The 17,344-nt window shown below is 44.0% G+C and carries 19 protein-coding genes; 15 read left to right on the top strand and 4 right to left on the bottom strand.

Features of this window, described 5'->3' with window-relative positions:
• The first annotated feature begins 86 nt into the window (after positions 1 to 86).
• Positions 87 to 290 carry a hypothetical protein gene (locus CZ502_RS10205; RefSeq protein ID WP_076462218.1) on the top strand — a complete coding sequence of 68 codons (204 nt, stop codon included), beginning with the start codon at positions 87 to 89 and terminating at the stop codon, positions 288 to 290.
• Between the two features lie 64 nt (positions 291 to 354).
• On the opposite strand, the gene CZ502_RS10200 is transcribed toward CZ502_RS10205, so the two are convergent.
• On the bottom strand, positions 355 to 1,299 hold the full coding sequence (locus tag CZ502_RS10200) for a diacylglycerol/lipid kinase family protein (protein ID WP_076462216.1): 945 nt from the start codon (positions 1,297 to 1,299) through the stop codon (positions 355 to 357).
• A gap of 75 nt (positions 1,300 to 1,374) precedes the next feature.
• Positions 1,375 to 1,587 (bottom strand): DNA-directed RNA polymerase subunit epsilon, encoded by a 213-nt coding sequence (locus CZ502_RS10195; protein ID WP_076462214.1) that lies wholly within the window; start codon positions 1,585 to 1,587, stop codon positions 1,375 to 1,377.
• Between the two features lie 138 nt (positions 1,588 to 1,725).
• Between CZ502_RS10195 and CZ502_RS10190 the strand changes: the two genes are divergently transcribed.
• Entirely contained in the window at positions 1,726 to 2,205 is a 480-nt protein-coding gene (locus tag CZ502_RS10190; protein ID WP_076462212.1) for a hypothetical protein, read from the top strand.
• Here CZ502_RS10190 and CZ502_RS10185 read toward each other — a convergent pair.
• A complete protein-coding gene (locus CZ502_RS10185) occupies positions 2,190 to 3,890 on the bottom strand; it encodes an IS1182 family transposase (protein WP_076462210.1) in 1,701 nt (566 codons plus the stop codon). The two genes, CZ502_RS10190 and CZ502_RS10185, sit on opposite strands and share 16 nt — an antisense overlap.
• Before the next feature lie 147 nt (positions 3,891 to 4,037).
• Positions 4,038 to 4,598 carry a peptide deformylase gene (def, locus tag CZ502_RS10180; RefSeq protein ID WP_076462208.1) on the bottom strand — a complete coding sequence of 187 codons (561 nt, stop codon included), beginning with the start codon at positions 4,596 to 4,598 and terminating at the stop codon, positions 4,038 to 4,040.
• 255 nt (positions 4,599 to 4,853) lie between these two features.
• Between def and pdhA the strand changes: the two genes are divergently transcribed.
• From pdhA to CZ502_RS10115, 13 genes are all read left to right on the top strand, one after another.
• Positions 4,854 to 5,960, top strand: a complete 1,107-nt coding sequence (pdhA, locus tag CZ502_RS10175) for a pyruvate dehydrogenase (acetyl-transferring) E1 component subunit alpha (RefSeq protein ID WP_076462206.1) — start codon at positions 4,854 to 4,856, stop codon at positions 5,958 to 5,960.
• A 2-nt stretch (positions 5,961 to 5,962) separates the two neighbouring features.
• Positions 5,963 to 6,940 (top strand): alpha-ketoacid dehydrogenase subunit beta, encoded by a 978-nt coding sequence (locus CZ502_RS10170; RefSeq protein WP_076462204.1) that lies wholly within the window; start codon positions 5,963 to 5,965, stop codon positions 6,938 to 6,940.
• A gap of 37 nt (positions 6,941 to 6,977) precedes the next feature.
• Complete coding sequence (locus tag CZ502_RS10165) at positions 6,978 to 8,297, top strand: 2-oxo acid dehydrogenase subunit E2 (RefSeq protein WP_076462202.1); 1,320 nt, start codon at positions 6,978 to 6,980, stop codon at positions 8,295 to 8,297.
• 5 nt (positions 8,298 to 8,302) lie between these two features.
• Positions 8,303 to 9,730: a dihydrolipoyl dehydrogenase gene (lpdA, locus tag CZ502_RS10160; RefSeq protein ID WP_076462200.1), complete on the top strand. Its 1,428-nt coding sequence runs from the start codon at positions 8,303 to 8,305 to the stop codon at positions 9,728 to 9,730.
• A gap of 112 nt (positions 9,731 to 9,842) precedes the next feature.
• Positions 9,843 to 10,136 (top strand): UPF0223 family protein, encoded by a 294-nt coding sequence (locus tag CZ502_RS10155; RefSeq protein ID WP_076462198.1) that lies wholly within the window; start codon positions 9,843 to 9,845, stop codon positions 10,134 to 10,136.
• Positions 10,129 to 10,902 (top strand): inositol monophosphatase family protein, encoded by a 774-nt coding sequence (locus CZ502_RS10150; RefSeq protein ID WP_076462196.1) that lies wholly within the window; start codon positions 10,129 to 10,131, stop codon positions 10,900 to 10,902. Before CZ502_RS10155 ends, CZ502_RS10150 begins: the two co-directional genes overlap by 8 nt.
• Before the next feature lie 111 nt (positions 10,903 to 11,013).
• Positions 11,014 to 12,858: a translational GTPase TypA gene (gene typA / locus CZ502_RS10145; protein WP_076462194.1), complete on the top strand. Its 1,845-nt coding sequence runs from the start codon at positions 11,014 to 11,016 to the stop codon at positions 12,856 to 12,858.
• 98 nt (positions 12,859 to 12,956) lie between these two features.
• The gene (locus CZ502_RS10140) at positions 12,957 to 14,177 is read left to right on the top strand and encodes an FtsW/RodA/SpoVE family cell cycle protein (RefSeq protein WP_076462192.1); all 1,221 of its coding nucleotides are present in this window, start codon (positions 12,957 to 12,959) and stop codon (positions 14,175 to 14,177) included.
• Complete coding sequence (locus CZ502_RS10135) at positions 14,170 to 14,454, top strand: YlbG family protein (RefSeq protein ID WP_076462189.1); 285 nt, start codon at positions 14,170 to 14,172, stop codon at positions 14,452 to 14,454. Before CZ502_RS10140 ends, CZ502_RS10135 begins: the two co-directional genes overlap by 8 nt.
• A complete protein-coding gene (rsmD, locus tag CZ502_RS10130; RefSeq protein ID WP_076462187.1) occupies positions 14,451 to 15,008 on the top strand; it encodes a 16S rRNA (guanine(966)-N(2))-methyltransferase RsmD in 558 nt (185 codons plus the stop codon). The genes CZ502_RS10135 and rsmD overlap by 4 nt, the downstream gene beginning before the upstream one ends.
• 3 nt (positions 15,009 to 15,011) lie before the next feature.
• On the top strand, positions 15,012 to 15,533 hold the full coding sequence (gene coaD / locus CZ502_RS10125; protein WP_076462185.1) for a pantetheine-phosphate adenylyltransferase: 522 nt from the start codon (positions 15,012 to 15,014) through the stop codon (positions 15,531 to 15,533).
• Positions 15,517 to 16,566 (top strand): SepM family pheromone-processing serine protease, encoded by a 1,050-nt coding sequence (locus CZ502_RS10120; RefSeq protein WP_076462183.1) that lies wholly within the window; start codon positions 15,517 to 15,519, stop codon positions 16,564 to 16,566. Before coaD ends, CZ502_RS10120 begins: the two co-directional genes overlap by 17 nt.
• A 122-nt stretch (positions 16,567 to 16,688) precedes the next feature.
• Positions 16,689 to 17,303, top strand: a complete 615-nt coding sequence (locus CZ502_RS10115) for a helix-hairpin-helix domain-containing protein (protein WP_076462181.1) — start codon at positions 16,689 to 16,691, stop codon at positions 17,301 to 17,303.
• The last annotated feature ends 41 nt before the right edge of the window (positions 17,304 to 17,344 follow it).

Here is a 17,344-nt window from a genome sequence, read left to right as displayed (position 1 = left end):
CATTTGCGGATACCTGTGTTATGTTACTTGTATTGCAATTCCAGTATTGCTCGAAAGATATTTCACATTTATTGGGGAGTGTTAAGATGAGTAACAAACATGAAATTGAAGAAGACCTGCAGCGAGCACAATCACGGCTCGATGATTTATGCAGGGGTGAAGCTCATTTGGAGAGTGCAATGCAGACGATTACGATTCAACCAGAACACGGTGATGAGATGCAGGCACTGCGCGAAGAGTGTAGCCAATTGCGAATTATTTTAGAAGCGATGGAAGCTTCGGAAGATTAAGTTGATAAAAAATAAACGAGCGGCCATGGAAAGACTTTTTCCATGGTCGCTCGTTTTTTGTTATTTATTGGGCGGTTTGCCAAATTGGGTATAGGGCAGTATCAAATGCCATGTCCACAAACCGGTTTCCCATTTCCTCACCATCAGCTTGGATGAATTCAAGCGACGAGGTTGTAAAGTGCAGGTCATTACCCTGAAAGTGATGCGCAAAATGGGACTTATCTAGTTTTCCCCGGGCAAACTGGATAAGTTGCCAACTAGTCATTAGCCAGTTTTTTCTTTCTGCGACAACTAGTTCGAGTTGTGAAGTAGCAAGGGAGGTGCCGGAAGAAACCCGGAAGCCACCATTAGTAAAGGGGTGGTTGCTGGCGATTGCGATATAGGCTTTTGAATAAAGAAATCGCTGGATCCCGTCTTGTACCATTAGGGTAAATGGTTCTTGGTCATACATTACCCCAAGTGCCTTGCGAAGGTATGTTAGCCGGTGGACCTTACCAGTCTTGTGCCGGGCCTTAACGGTGTTTGTCCGACTGATAATCTCTGCGTCAAAGCCAATCCCAAGGTTATTAAGAAAGTAACCGTCTTCCCCCCGAATCGCCTCGTGGTAGTGACCGATATTGATCATCGTGGGACTAGTGGCCGCGAGAATCTGCTGGAGGGCCTTGAGTGGCTGCAAGGCAATCCCGTAGCCAAGGGCAAAGTTATGGTCCGCCCCTGCAGGAATATAACCGACCGGCAATGGTGAACGGTTTTGCTCCCGCGCGGTCTTCATCAGGCCATTAATCACTTGGTGGAGGGTGCCATCACCACCGATAACAATGACAACTGTCTCATCGTGGGGGCGCACTTGGGCAATCCGACTGCTGAGATAGGTAGCGTGGTTGGGATACTTAGTGGTTTCAAGCCGGTAGTTTATCTTTTGCTGGTCTAAGAAAGGCTGAATTAACGACCATGCTTTATCGGCATTGCCATTACCAGCATGATGGTTGAGGATGATTGAATAGTTCATCAATATTCCTCCTTTGATAATGGTAAATTTGAAAAAAAGCAGCCGAGAGAGTATCCCGGCTGTCAATAATTGAGATTAAAACGTCGTCATCTTGAAGTTGGGGTTTTGCTTTTCATAAGCAAGTGCCTTGTCATCAAGTTGTTCAACAAATTCGATGTTATAATCTGTATTTTCTTCAACCATTAATAATGCTTGCGCTTCAGATTCCGCTTCAATATATAATGATTGAGTATTTTCCCGAACTGGACGCGCAGTCTTGTCGGCTTGGTAGTATACTTTGAAAGTCATACTGTTAAAAACTCCTTAATTAAAGATATTATGCAGTAATTTGCTCTATTTATTCTATCACATATGAACCAAAGTGTCCTAAATTTTCCTAACATGGTATTATTAAATAAAGGTAAGGCCGTAAAGGGGCGAGAAGTTATGAGACTATTTTGGATATGTTTGTTGGCAGTGATAATTGTTGCAATTTTGTACATGGTAATCCACCGCTTGCTAATAAACCGGGCAACAATTATGGTTAGGCGGCGGGCGCAAGAAGAGACTGACAAGGCCGTAAATGCAGCCATCGGTGATATTTTAGCCTGGCAAAAGGTCTTGTCATCAGAAATCGTTGCTGATGTATGGGGCAAGGGTGTCTTGGCATTTGAGTATCACTTCGATTATCAAAAGCAGCAAGTCAACCTTGATGAATTTACCGCGGATAAGTTAGCAAAAGGCTTAAACGCATATGCAAAAAGAAATGACCTTCAGACAGCAAAAAACGCTGCCCAGCCATTTGTCATCACTGATTGGTGGACATATGAAGGAATCCTCCACATTGATGTTGCATACTTAATAAATGAAGCAACTGTTGAGTATATCGATGATTTGAAGCGGTTAAACCATCATAATAATAAATGAGGCCGGGAAAAAACTAAATTCCTCAAGCCTCTAAATATGAAAATCCGAACCATGATTTTTGTTTTGACAAAAATTGTGGTTCGGATTTTTACTTGTTTCTTTAAAATTGCCGGATAATTGGTAATCATTTTGCCTAACTTGGTTAAATTCATGGCCATTAAGACCAATCCAATATCGTTTTCCACTGTCTGTTGGCCGCGAAGGTGGGTTCGGCGTACGCCAAAATCCCTCTTCATGCGACCAAAAACAGGTTCAACGTCGAACTTGCGTCGACGATAAATTGCTTGTCCTTCGTCACTAGAGAGGGTTTCTTTGACTTGTGCTTTAAAATAGTTCCAAGTAGGATTGACCTGGATGTAACGCAAACGACCACTAGGAGTCTTCGCTAGTTGATCTAACTCTGCCGATAATTGATGTTTATCAGCACGGTAAAGTTTAAGATCACGCGTAAAACCGTACCGATCGGTTCGTTGACTGTAACGAGCAAAACCAAAACGCACGCCTAAATGGTCTATATAATAGTCATCTTTAGCGTTGTACTGCCAATTTTGTGGCTTAGTTGAATCATTTTTGAACTTGCGCTTCTGTTCTTTCTGGTAAGTTGTATAAGGAATAATTGGTTGTTTTTCAAATTGATCAATAATCGTCGTGTAATTGTACTCACTTCCGTAGCCAGCGTCAGCTACAATGTGTTCAAAGAAATTTAAACAATGGAATTGCTTGAGGAAGGGAACTAATGTCCTTGTATCGGTTGGATTACTAAACAAGGCATAATCAAGGACAAATTGATTATGAGTGGCAATCTGAAGGTTATAGCCGGGCTTTAGTTCGCGGTTTTTCATTGAATCTTCTTTCATACACATGAAAGTCGCATCGTGATCAGTTTTAGAGAAACTATTACGGCCCTGAAAGACTGTCTCAGCTTCCTCATATTTTTTTGCCCGCGGGACCATATCTTGCTTAAGTTTTCGATGTAGTTTTTTTAAGAAACGACGTCGTTGTTTCTTAACTGAACCACCCTTGATCACTTTCAGTTCTTTTTTTATTTCTTCGTTGAGCTGCCCAATCTGTTTTTCTAATTGATCAGTCATCGTTTCCAAGCCTTCTGATGATTCAATGAGTTCTGGTTTCATTGCCTGAATAACCTTTTTCTCGATCAATTCATCATACATTGCGTTTATGTCTTGCTTTAACTTAGCATGATATTTCTCAACTGATTTCCGCCAAGTAAAGGAATACTTATTAGCGTCTGCTTGAACCTTAGTTCCATCAATAAACAAAGCATCTTTTTTGACCAAGCCATGATCAGTTAGGGACATCGTGAAGTAAACAAACGCACGCTTGATCAAGTTAGCAGCGTGTTGACTACTTCTGAAGTTATTGATGGTATGGTAACTATAGGTATGATCGCGAGCTAACCACCGCATTGGTAAGTTTTCGACCAGCATAGTTTCAATCTTGCGTCCCGAATATGTTTGACGAGCATAGGCAAATAATAAAATTTTCAGCATAATTGCCGGATGTGAAAGTGGGCGACCGGTAGTCGCCACTTTTTCTGATAATAAAACTTCCGCCGGGATCGAGTCGACAAAGGCATCGATCAACCGAACTAAATGCGTTTTAGGGACGTTAAAATCAAAGTTTAATACGAATTCAGTTTGTCCTGTGATATAATTTTGATACATGAAAATCATTCCTTTATTTTTGTTTTGTGGTAATTACATAATATCAGGAACGATTTTCTGTGTATACACAAAGCCGGACGATGAACCAAAAAATGGCTCATCGTCCGGCTTTTAGTTTTAGACTAGGACTTTTTTCCCAGCCTCTATTTAGGAAATCATTACCGTATCGTCCGGTGCAGTAAATGGGTCATCTTTGCTAATGTGGTCATAGAAAAGGACACCGTGGAGATGGTCGATTTCGTGTTGGCAGACGATTGCCGGATAGTGCTTCAAGCGCACCTTATGGGTTTCACCGTTAACGTCTTGGTAGCGTAAAGTGATGCGATCGTGACGGGGAACATAACCTGGAACGTCCTTGTCAACGGATAGGCACCCTTCGCCTTCGGTTAACGCGCCATATTGGACGGATTCACTAACGATTACTGGGTTAATGATCACATCTTTAAACAATGGTTCATCATTTTCATCTGGTGCAGGAACGAGGACCGCTGCCATTTGTTTTGAAACGCCAACCTGTGGAGCAGCAAGGCCGACACCAGCACGTAATTTATACTTTTCGCATAATTCAGGATCTTGGCTGACTTCAAGGTACTTCATCATTTCCTTCGCCAGTTTTTGGTCTTCGTCTGATAATGGAAATGAAACTTTTGCCGCCCGTTTTCTAAGGACAGGGTTACCGTCACGGGTAATATCTTTCATTAAATACATTACTCACTATGCCTCCAAATTAAAAATTCAATCATAGTACAGTCTATCATACCTCGGCAAAATTGCTAATAAGTAGCTAGTAAGTTATTGTTAATTTTTTCACGAGAAAACGTTTACTTTAATTGAAATAAATCGCAATTTTTGTTCAATAAGTTGGTGAAAGCGCTTGTAATATGTCCGTAATCAGTTATACTAGAAATGTAGGTAAGCAATCGCTTACATGATGTTAATTGGATTTGGAAAGGGATGTTTTATATGGCTAATGCCAAAGCTGTAGACTTTGCAAAGATTAAAGCCGAAGAAGGCGCTCCATACGCAAAGCCAGTTCAGATTCTTGATAATGATGGAAACGTTGTTAATAAAGATTTGATGGCTAACTTTACTGACGATCAACTTGTTGATCTTATGAAAAAGATGGTTTGGGAACGTGCATTGCATGAACAAACAATGAGTTTCTCCCAACAAGGACGGTTGGGCTTCTATGCTCCTACTTGGGGTGAAGAAGCATCAGAGATGGGGACTGTTTCTGCATTTAAGAAGCAAGACTTCATGTTCCCTGCATACCGTGACTTACCTCAACTGATCCAACATGGTGCGACTGTTGCACAAATGTACTTATGGTCAAAGGGACACATTAAGGGAAATCTCTTTGATGCACGGGCATTACGTCCACAAATTATTATTGGTGCCCAAATGGTTGAAATGGCCGGGGCTGCCCTTGGTATTAAGAAGAACGGTGAAGAAGACACTGTTGCCTTTGCTTACACTGGTGAAGGTGGTTCTTCACAAGGTGACACTTACGAAGGGATGAACTTCGCTGGTGCATACCAAGCTCCTGCTGTATTTATTATTCAAAACAATGGTTGGGCTATTTCATACCCACGTGACCACCAGACGCATGCACAGACAATTGCCCAAAAGGGTGTTGCTGCTGGTATTCCAGCCGTTCAAGTTGACGGGATGGATGTATTAGCATGTTACCAAGTTGCTAAGGAAGCTCGTGAATTTGCTGCTGCCGGTAACGGTCCAGTATTAATTGAAACCTTAACTTATCGTTTTGGTGCTCACAGTTCTGCTGGTGATGACCCTAGTCGGTACCGTACCGAAGAAGAAGAAAAGCCATGGTTCGATAAGGATCCACTTATTCGGCTTCGCAAGTACTTAACTAATAAGGGCCTTTGGTCTGAGGATGAAGAAGCAAAGTACGCTGATGAATGCAAGGCTGACTTCAAGGAACAAATGAAGGAAGCTGATGCAGTAGAACCAGAAAAGGTTACTGATATGCTCAAGCGGACTTTCGAAGTACCAACCCCTGATATTAAAGAAGAAATTAAGAAGTACGAAGCAAAGGAGTCGAAGTAATCATGGCTAAGAAGACGTATATCAAAGCTATTACTGAAGGTATTGACATTGCTTTAGCCGAAGATCCTAAGACTTTGGTTTTCGGTGAAGATGTTGGTAAAAATGGTGGGGTATTCCGTGCTACCAACGGTTTACAAGACAAGTACGGTGAAGATCGCGTATTTAGTACGCCATTAGCTGAATCAGGTATTTTAGGGATGTCAATTGGGTTAGCCGTTACTGGCTGGCGTCCAGTTGCTGAAATCCAATTTAGTGGATTCATGTTTGAAGCACTTGATTCAATTGTTTCACAAATGTCACGGATGCGTTTCCAATACGAAGGAAGAAGGACTGCACCAATCACAATTCGGACTCCTTACGGTGGTGGTACTCATACTGCTGAACTCCACGGGGATGATTTTGAAAACTTCCTGATTGGGGTACCAGGACTCCGGGTAGTTGCCCCAAGTTCAGCTTATGATGCTAAGGGTCTTATCATTTCAGCAATTGAAAGTAACGACCCAGTTGTATTCTTAGAAAACCTTCGTCTTTACCGTTCTGTTAAGGGTGAGGTTCCTGACGACAAGTACACTGTTCCGTTGGACAAAGCAAAGGTTGTTCAAGAAGGTACTGACGTAACCATTGTTGCTTACGGTGGTGAAGTTTCTGAAGCACAAAAGGCCGCCGACAAGTTGGCTAAGGACAACATCTCAGCTGAAATTATCGACCTTCGTTCACTCTACCCAATTGATACAGACACTATCTTTGAATCATTAAAGAAGACTCATCGGGTAGTAATCGTTCAAGAAGCCCAAAAGATGGCTGGTGCTGGTGCACAAGTTGCTTCTGCTATTTCTGAAGGGGCAATTATGTACTTAGATGCTCCAATTATGCGGGTAGCTGCACCAAACTCTGTCTACCCATTCCCACAAGGTGAAAATGTATGGCTTCCAGGTGCTGCTGACATTGAAGAAGCAGTTCGCGAAGCAGTCAACTACTAATCCGGGTACCCAGTGGAAGAAAGGAAGATAATTCGATATGGCATACAAATTTAGACTCCCAGAAATGGGTGAAGGTCTTACTGAAGGTGACGTTGCTTCCTGGCTTGTTAAGGAAGGCGACGCAATTAAGGCCGACGATCCATTAATTGAAATTCAAACTGATAAGTCAACCACGCAACTTGTTTCACCAGTTGACGGAACTGTTAAGCAATTGAACGTTAAGGAAGATGATCACGTTGAAAAGGGTGATGACCTTCTCTTAATCGACGACGGTAACGATGGCGTAAGCACGAATGTTGAAGTTGAAGGTGGCGACGATGCCCCTGCTGAAGAAGCACCTGCAGAAGAACCAGCAGCTGACAACAATGATGCTAAAGAAGAAGCACCAGCTGCGCCAGCTAACGGCGGCGTTGCTCCATTAGCTGAACCAAACAAGCTCGTAATGGCAATGCCTTCTGTTCGTCAATACGCACGTGATAAGGGTGTTGACATTAGCTTAGTTCAACCAAGTGGTAACCATGGTCAAGTATTGAAGGAAGACATCGATAACTTTAATGGTGCTGCTGCAAGTGCTCCAGCAACCGCTGCTGCTCCAGCCGCAAGTGTTGCCGCACCAAAGGCAGTTGGTAACACTATCAAGCCATACAATGCTGACCTCGAAGAACGTGAACCAATGAGTAACATGCGGAAGATCATTGCTAAGACTACTCGTGAGTCGAAGGATATTTCACCACACGTTACATCATTTGACGAAGTTGAAGTATCTGCTTTGATGGCAAACCGGAAGAAGTACAAGGCCGTTGCTGCAGAGCAAGATATTCACTTGACATTCTTGCCATACATCGTTAAGGCATTGGTTGCAACTTGCAAGAAGTTCCCAGAACTTAATGCTTCAATTGATGACTCCACGAGTGAAGTTGTTTACAAGCATTACTACAATGTTGGTATTTTAACGAACACTGATCACGGATTATACAATCCAAACATTAAGAATGCTGATTCAAAGAGCATGTTTGAAATCGCTAAGGAAATTAGCACAAACACGCAAGCAGCATTTGATAATAAGCTTAGCCCTGAATCAATGGCTGGTCGGACTATTTCAATCAGTAATATTGGTTCAATCGGTGGTGGCTGGTTCACACCAGTTATCAACCAACCAGATGTCGCTATCCTTGGTGTTGGCCGGATCGAAAAGACGCCAGTTGTTAACGAAGATGGTGAAATCGTTGTTGGCCGGATGATGAAGCTTTCATTGACTTACGATCACCGGTTAATCGATGGTGGACTTGCTCAACATGCATTAAATTACATGAACAAGTTATTGCATGATCCAGAATTGTTAATGATGGAGGGTTAGTAAATATGGCTGATGTTGAACAAAAGGATACGGTTATTGTCGGTGGAGGTCCTGGTGGTTATGTTGCTGCCATTCGGGCTGCAGAATTAGGTCAAAAGGTTACATTAATTGAAAAGGGTGACCCCGGATTAGGTGGGGTTTGCTTAAACGTAGGTTGTGTTCCTTCCAAGGCCTTGATCTCAGCTGGACACCGTCTGCAAGATGCTAGTGATGCATCTACTTACGGGATTGCTACTAGCAATGTTGTAATTGATTTTAAGAAGACCCAAGAGTGGAAGCAAAAGAAGGTTGTTGACCGGATGACCCGTGGGGTTGAAATGCTTTTGAAGAAGCACAAGGTTGAAATTATCGATGGTGAAGCAATCCTTGATAACGACCACCAATTACGGGTAATCAAGCCAGGCCCAAAGCAGTTCATGGACAATGACACTGGTCGGACAATTACTTGGAAGAACTTGATTCTTGCTACTGGTAGTCGTCCTGTTGAAATTCCGCACTTCAAGTTTGAAGGACGGGTTATCGACTCGACTGGTGGGTTAAACCTTCCGGAAATTCCTAAAGAATTCGTTGTTATCGGTGGTGGTTACATCGGGACTGAATTAGCAGGAGCATACGCTAACCTCGGTGCCCATGTAACGATTATCGAAGGTACTGATTCAATTCTTAACGGTTTTGATGCCGACATGGTTAAGGTTGTTGAAAAGAACCTTAAGAAGAAGGGTGTCGATGTTGTTACCGGTGCAATGGCAAAGAATTCTGAACAAGATGACAAGAGTGTTACTGTTACCTATGAAGTAGACGGCAAGGAACAATCCATCAAGGCTGACTACTGCATGGTTTCAGTAGGACGGAAGCCAAATACTGACAACTTTGGCTTAGACATGACCAGTGTTAAGCTCAATGACCGCCATCAAGTAATTGTTGATGCCCAAGGACGGACTAACGTTGAAGGCATCTGGGCAATTGGTGACATTGTTCCTGGTCCAGCCCTTGCTCACAAGGCATTCTTTGAAGCAAAGACTGCTGCTGGTGCGATTGCAGGTAAGAAGACGGCTAATGACTGGGTAGGTGTACCAGCTGTCTGCTTCACTGATCCAGAATTAGCTGAAGTTGGAATGAACGTCGCTACTGCCAAGGAAAAGGGAATTGAAGTTGCAACTGCTCAGTTCCCATTTGCTGGTAATGCACGGGCAGTTTCCCTTGATGAACCAGATGGTTTTGTTCGCTTTATCTACACGAAGGATAAGAAGAACATTGTTGGTGCACAGTGTGTTGGTCCAGAGGCAAGTACGATGGCTGGTGAATTATCACTCATTGTTAACTGTGGCATGAATGTTGAGGATGTTTCCTTAACTATCCACCCACACCCAACTTTGAATGAACCAATTCAAGAAGCCGCTGATATCGCAATGGGCTTCCCAACCCACATCTAATTTCCAATCCATTAAAATAAGGGGTTAAGTTTATTCTTAGCCCCTTATTTTTTTGTTTATAATTTTGCACATGATTGTATAATAAGAATAGTGTTTACAAAGGAGGCTAAAAATGAATTCACAAAGTTACAGTTACCCACTTGATCCTTCATGGACGACCGCTGAAATGGAACAGGTTATCGCCATGCTGCGGGCGGTTGAAGATGCTTATGAAATTGGGATTGATCGTCAAGAGATCCTAAGACGGTATGATGCTTTTAAGCAAGTGGTTTCCTCCAAGGCAGAAGAAAAGAAGATTGGCCGTGAATTTGAAAATAGTTCTGGCTATGTCTTATATCGGGTAGTAAAAGAAGCACAAAATTCGGCTAATAAGCAAATTAAAATGGCTGGTAAAGACAATGACTGATATTAATAGTTTAGACTTACAAGCACAGGAAATTATTCGGCAGGCGGCGCAAAACGCGCTTGAAAAAATGGATGCCCGCTACCAGGTTGATACGAAGACTAACTATACTGACCTTGTAACAACCATTGATCGCGAAAACGAGCAGTTAATCAATAAACGCCTTCGCGAGATTGACCCCGCTAGTAAAATTTTAAGCGAAGAAGGCTTTGGTGATAAAGGGATTCGTAGTCTGGCTGGCCACGTTTGGATTGTTGACCCAATTGATGGCACGATGAACTTTGTTAAACAGCATAACAACTTTGCAGTAATGCTTGCCCTGTACGTTGATGGGCAACCAGTCCTCGGCTACATAATGGACGTTATCAACCACCGCCTATATCACGGGCGGGCTGGCCATGGAGTTTTTGTCAATGATCAGCGCTTATCGACGCCCCGCGACTTAGGCCTGCAAGAAAGTTTGGTTGCAATGAACCGGGGCCTGGTTCTTAATGGCGATGAGGCGATAAGAAAGGTTGCGCAAACCGCAATTGGTCTCCGGATGTACGGTAGTGCCGGGATTGAGATGATCGGTGTTATTACCGGCCAACTGGGTGCTTATATCTCACATTTAAAACCATGGGATCTTGCTGCGGGCCGAATGTTGGCAGAAGAATTAGGCTTGATTGTGAAATCAATTGACGGTGGTTCTATTAATGTGTTATCATCTAATCTTGTATTAGTAGCAACGAGTCAAGTTAGTCGAGACATTCGACAGATCATCAATTAGTTGTCGAGGCTGTGACCGCGATGTCACAGTTTTTTTATGAAATCAGTTGTTGATTACAGGCGCTGCTGTTCGATTTTATAAAAAAGAAAAATTGAAAGGGAGAATCTAGTTTTGAAAACACGTGACGACATTCGTAACATTGCGATTATTGCCCACGTTGACCACGGTAAGACTACCTTGGTTAACGAAATGTTGAAGCAATCAGATACTTTACCAGAACACTTCTCAATCGAAGATCGTGCGATGGATACTAACGCTATTGAGCGTGAACGGGGAATCACTATCCTCTCTAAGAACACGGCTGTTAAGTATGGGAAGTTCCAGATTAATATTTTGGATACCCCAGGACACGCTGACTTCGGTGGTGAAGTTGAACGGGTTATGAAGATGGTTGACGGGGTATTACTTGTTGTTGATGCCTTTGAAGGGACAATGCCGCAGACCCGCTTCGTTTTAAAGAAGGCCCTCGAACAACACTTAACACCAATCGTGGTTATCAACAAGGTTGACCGGAAGGGTGCCCGCCCAGAAGAAGTAGTTGACGAAGTGCTCGACCTCTTTATCGAATTAGGGGCTGACGAAGACCAGCTTGACTTCCCTGTTGTTTACACTTCTGCGATGAACGGTACTTCAAGTTATGATTCTGATGTTTCTACTCAAGAACATACGATGAAGCCATTGTTTGACACGATTGTTAAGACCATTCCAGCGCCAGTTGACAACTCCGATGAACCACTTCAGTTCCAAGTTGCCATCTTAGACTACAACGACTTCGTTGGCCGGATCGGGATTGGTCGTGTCTTCCGGGGAACAATCAAGGTTGGGGATAACGTTACCCTGATGAAGCTTGATGGTTCACAAAAGAACTTCCGGGTTACAAAGCTCTTCGGGTTCTTCGGTCTTAAGCGGTTAGAGATTAAAGAAGCGAAGGCTGGGGACTTGATTGCGGTTTCTGGGATGGAAGATATCAACGTTGGTGAAACGGTTGCTGACGCTGCTCACCCAGAAGCAATTACCCCATTACGGATTGATCCACCGACATTACGGATGACTTTCCGGACTAATGACTCACCATTTGCCGGCCGTGAAGGGAAGTTCGTTACTGCCCGGCAACTAGAAGACCGGTTGAAGCGGGAAATGCAGACTGATGTTTCACTGAAGGTTGAAGACACTGACGATCCTGGTGCATGGACTGTTTCTGGTCGTGGTGAATTACACCTTTCAATCTTAATCGAAACCCTCCGGCGGGAAGGTTACGAATTGTCAGTTTCTCGTCCAGAAGTTATCTACCGCGAAATTGACGGAACAATGTGCGAACCATACGAAGAAGTACAAATCGATACGCCAGATGAATACAGTGGTTCTGTTATCGATAGTTTGTCTAAGCGGAAGGGTGAAATGCAAAACATGGAACCTGGCGAAAACGGGCAAACACGGTTGATCTTCTTAGCCCCATCACGTGGGTTGATCGGTTATTCAACCGAATTTATGACGATGACTCGTGGTTACGGGATTATGAGCCACACCTTCGAAAAGTATGCCCCAGTTATTAAGAACTGGAACCCTGGTCGGCAAAAGGGTACCCTTGTTTCAATGAACTCTGGAAAGGCTACTACTTACGCCATGATGGGAATTGAAAGTCGTGGTCGTCTCTTGATCGATCCTGGTACAGAAGTGTACGAAGGGATGATTGTTGGTGAAAACAGTCGGGAAAATGATATTACTGTTAACATCACCAAGGGTAAGAACTTAACCAACGTTCGTGCTGCTGGTTCCGATGAAATGGCCCACATTAAGACACCAACGCACTTCTCACTGGAAGAATCACTTGAATTCTTAAACGAAGATGAATACTGTGAAGTTACACCAGAAAACATTCGTCTCCGGAAGAAGATTCTTAACACTAACGCACGTGAAAAGGATGCAAAACACCGTCGTGCTGCTTCACGGAAGTAAATATTAATTTGAAGAGCTTGGGGAGCTGGTGCTTGCCCAGGCTTTTTTTATTTGTTGTATAATAGTGACTGTATTTTAACTTTAGGCAGGTGCGCTTTGTGAAAAAGAAGAAATTGAGATTCCATAAGATTCGCTCTGTATGGAATGATATCCGCTACCTAGATTATTATTTACTGGTTCCATATCTTGCACTATGCCTGATTGGAATTGTAATGGTGTATTCTTCAAGTGCAGCGATTGAAATGCAAAATGGGGGAACGCCGCTAGGTTATTTAATTCGGCAGACGATTTTTGTTTTGATGGGGGTCGGGGTAATGACCTTTTTGACGAATTACCCGTTACGACACTACCGGACTCCCCGGTTTTTGAAAATTTCGACCTTTTTGATTGGTTCTATGCTCCTCTTTGTCCTCGCCTTTAGTCGGGCTGTCAATGGGGCGAAGGGGTGGCTTAACCTAGGGCCAATTAATATCCAGCCGGTGGAATTATGTAAGCTCTACTTCATCTTATATTTAGCCGACCGGATGGATAAGGTCCGCCAGCGTGGTCAGCACTTTACAACGTCCGCGCTGGGGCCGTGGATGATTGTCTTTTTCTTCCTGCTATTGATCCTTGCTCAACCTGATGTCGGTGGGATGTCGATTAACGGGGCAATCATCATCGTAATGCTTTTAGCTGCTGATTATAAGTGGGGGGTTGGTTTAGCAACAATCATCGGGATTCCCGCTATTGGCTACTTTGCGTTAGAGCGAATGGTAGAAAGTGGGATCCTACAGGGGGGCGGCTACCAGGTTGCCCGGTTTGTTGCCTTTTTGAACCCGTTTGGTAACGCTAGTGGTTCAGGGAGTCAGCTGGTCAATTCATATTACGCCATCAGTAATGGGGGCGTCTTTGGTGTTGGCCTTGGGAATAGTATCCAGAAACTGGGTTACTTGCCGGAACCAAATACTGACTTTATCATGTCGATTACGAGTGAAGAATTAGGTTTGGTTGGGGTTAGCTTCATCTTGATTTTACTGCTGACCTTGATTTGCCGGATGATCCAAGTGGGTGTTCGGGCTAATAGCCTTTATGAAACACTGGTTTGCTACGGTTCGGCAACCTTCTTTGCAGTTGAAACATTTTTTAATATTGGTGGGGTGCTCGGCCTGTTGCCGATTACCGGGGTTACGTTCCCGTTTATTAGTTATGGTGGATCGAGTATGATCATTTTATCTGCCGTCGTCGGCATCATTATGAACATCAGTATGCAGCAGAACCGGGAACGGTTAGTACTAGGTAATCCGTACGTTGTAGATGGGAGTGAGAGCCATGTTTAATTTAACCCCGCGACGGGCATTGATTGTTTATACCAACGGTAACCGGGTTGTTCGCGCGCTCCGTCATTACGGGATAATTGAGTATGTTTCCCGCCGGATGCATTATGTGGTGTTATACGTCAACCAAGCTGATGTTGACGAGGTCCAAGCAAAAATCAGCCACTTACGCGCTGTTCGGCGGGTCGAAGTTTCAGCACGACCGGACCTCGATCCAACCTTAGCTGACCTTGAATTAACTGGTGTTTACCAACTACACGATGAGGATGATAAGAAATGAGAATTGTATCTGGTGATTTCCGCGGCCGGAAGCTTAGTGCGGTCCCTGGAATGGCGACTAGGCCAACCACGGATAAGGTCAAGGAAGCGTTATTTAACATGATTGGCCCTTATTTTGACGGGGGAACTAGCTTAGACTTATTCGCGGGCAGCGGTGGTTTAAGCATTGAAGCGGTCTCCCGTGGCTTTGACCGGGCAGTCTTAATTGACCGGCAGTACCAAGCGATTAAGACGATTAAAAAGAACATTGCGGTAACAAAGCATCCAGAAAAATTCGCTGTTTATAAAATGGATGCGCAAAAGGCGTTGCACGTCTTACAAAAAAATGGTGAGCGTTTCGACCTAGTCTTTTTAGACCCGCCCTACGCCAAGCAAAAGATTATCGATGACATCAATAAGATGGTTGCTGATGATTTACTTAGCGATGAAGCAATTATTGTTGCTGAAACAAACCAGGAGGCAAATTTGCCAACTGAGTTACCTGGTTTTAAGTTAATTAAACGGCAGGAATATGGGATTACCGTTTTGACAATTTACCAACGTGAAAGGAGTTAGCAAATGAAAGTAGCAGTATTTCCGGGATCATTTGACCCCCTTACTTTGGGACACCTTGACTTGATTAAACGGGGAAGTGCCTTGTTTGATCAGTTAGCGGTGGCCGTCATGACGAATGTCAATAAGGAGCCACTGTTTACCGTGGACGAACGGGTCGCCCAGATTAAGGAAGCGGTCGCGGGTCTTGATAACGTGACCGTGATTACCACCTCTGGCTTAACCGTCGACTTAATGAACCGGATCGGTGCAGATTACTTGATGCGGGGACTGCGCAACACGACTGATTTTCAGTATGAACGTGACATTGCGGCGATGAACAATTTTTTAGACGACCAGTGTGAAACGGTCTTCTTCCTTGCCAAACCCGAGTATCAACACCTTTCCAGTACGATTCTCAAGGAAGTAACCTCTTCTGGTGGGGATATCTCCGCCTATTTACCAGCCAATATTAATGAGGCATTAAAGAAACGGCTCGCAGAAAAGAAGATGTTACAGGTTAAGGAGCACAATGAAGAAGCAAGATAGTATTATCATGCGGCGAATAGGGATTGTCCTGGCAGTAGTTCTCTTACTCGGGGCATTCTTATTTTGGCCGTTGAACTCATATGTTGAAAGTCCAGGGGCGGCAGCTGACCTGAAATCATTTGTTAAGGTGAAGGGGCATCCTGACCGCTACAAGGGGAGCTTTATGATTACGGCTGTTTCGCTTGGCAGGGCGACACCGGCAACTTACCTTTGCGCTAAGCTAGTTCCCTACATGTCGGTCGAAAGCGCTGAAGACGTCACTGGTGGGGAGAATAGCGCGACATATGACCGGGTACAAAAATTCTACATGGACAGTTCCATCAATGAAGCAATTGCGGTTGCCTTTAAAGCAGCTCACCAGAAGGTTACCCGTCAGTACCTAGGGATCTATGTTTTGCAGGTTCAGAAAAATTCGAAGTTTAAACACGACGTTCACGTCGGCGATACAATCACCAAGGTCGATGGGCGTCACTTTAACACCGCCCAGGGCTTTCAAAATTATATTGCGGGGAAAAAGGTTGGCACCCCATTGGCAGTAACCTATACCCGTGATGGCAAGACGAAGACGGTGACTAAGCCACTCGTCAAGCTGACGACCACCAACCGGCCAGGCATCGGGATTATCTTGACCAACAACATGAAGGTTAAGACGGATATTCCGGTCAAAGTTAATGCCCAAGAATACGGGGGCCCTTCTGGGGGCTTGATGTTTAGCTTGCAGATTTACCAACAAGTCAGTGGTGAAAATCTCCAGCGCGGTCGAAAGATTGCCGGGACGGGGACGATTAACGCTGATGGTTCGGTAGGCGAAATTGGCGGAATTGATAAAAAAGTTATTGCCGCTCACCGCGCAGGGGCCTCAATTTTCTTTGCTCCGTACATTAAACCATCAAAAGAAATTCTCAAATACGAAGAAGGTCACTTGACGAATTACCAAATGGCTCAAAAGGCCGCCAAAAAATATGCGCCGGAAATGAAGGTTGTTCCGGTATCATCCTTTGACCAGGCAGTTGATTATTTACGAACACATTAAAAGTGGTAGTTGATCCGCTGAAAAAGCGATGTTGCTTTTTCAGGAGGTCACCGCCACTTTTTTTATTTTTTTCGTGCATTTTCGATTTTTTTACGTATTTAAATAATAGAGGGGGAAATGCAATGGAGAAATTAATTGAATTATGGGATAAATACAGACTACAAATTCTTGTTGCCGGCGGGCTAGCACTTGCTCTTTGCTACTACGCATCGACAACGATGAGTAAACCAATCACGACAGCTGGCAGCCAGGCCGTCGCGGTTAGTAGTAGCAGCGAAAGTAGCGCGCATCATTTGCCGACGGTTGTGGCGATTGACATCAAGGGGGCAGTGCAAAAGCCCGGCGTCTATGAGTTAAAAAGCGATTCACGGGTCAATGAAGCAGTGAATGCCGCGGGTGGCGCATTAGCATCAGCCGACCTTCGGCAAGTGAACCTTGCGAAGCAACTGACCGACCAGCAGATGATTTATATCCCAACGAAGGGGGAGACGGTTACCGATCCACTGACGAGTTCGGTTGCTAGTGGGGAGCTCAATGGTCCGGCTAGTAACATCAATTTGAATACTGCCAGCAAGGAACAGCTATGTCAGATTCCGGGAATTGGTGATAAGAAGGCCGACTTGATCCTCCAATACCGGCAAGAGCACGGCCAGTTTAAGACGGTTGACGAGCTAAAAGAAATTAATGGTTTTGGTGAAAAAACTGTTGCAAAGATGAAGGAACACTTATCAGTCTAATTTTTGGTTTAGAGCGATTTTTTGCTATACTATATTTCAAA

The organism is Limosilactobacillus caccae, from assembly GCF_900156885.1.
Taxonomy (GTDB): Bacteria; Bacillota; Bacilli; order Lactobacillales; family Lactobacillaceae; genus Limosilactobacillus; species Limosilactobacillus caccae.
The sequence above is the reverse complement of the archived record's forward strand: the minus strand, read 5'-3'. Positions and strand labels throughout refer to the sequence as shown.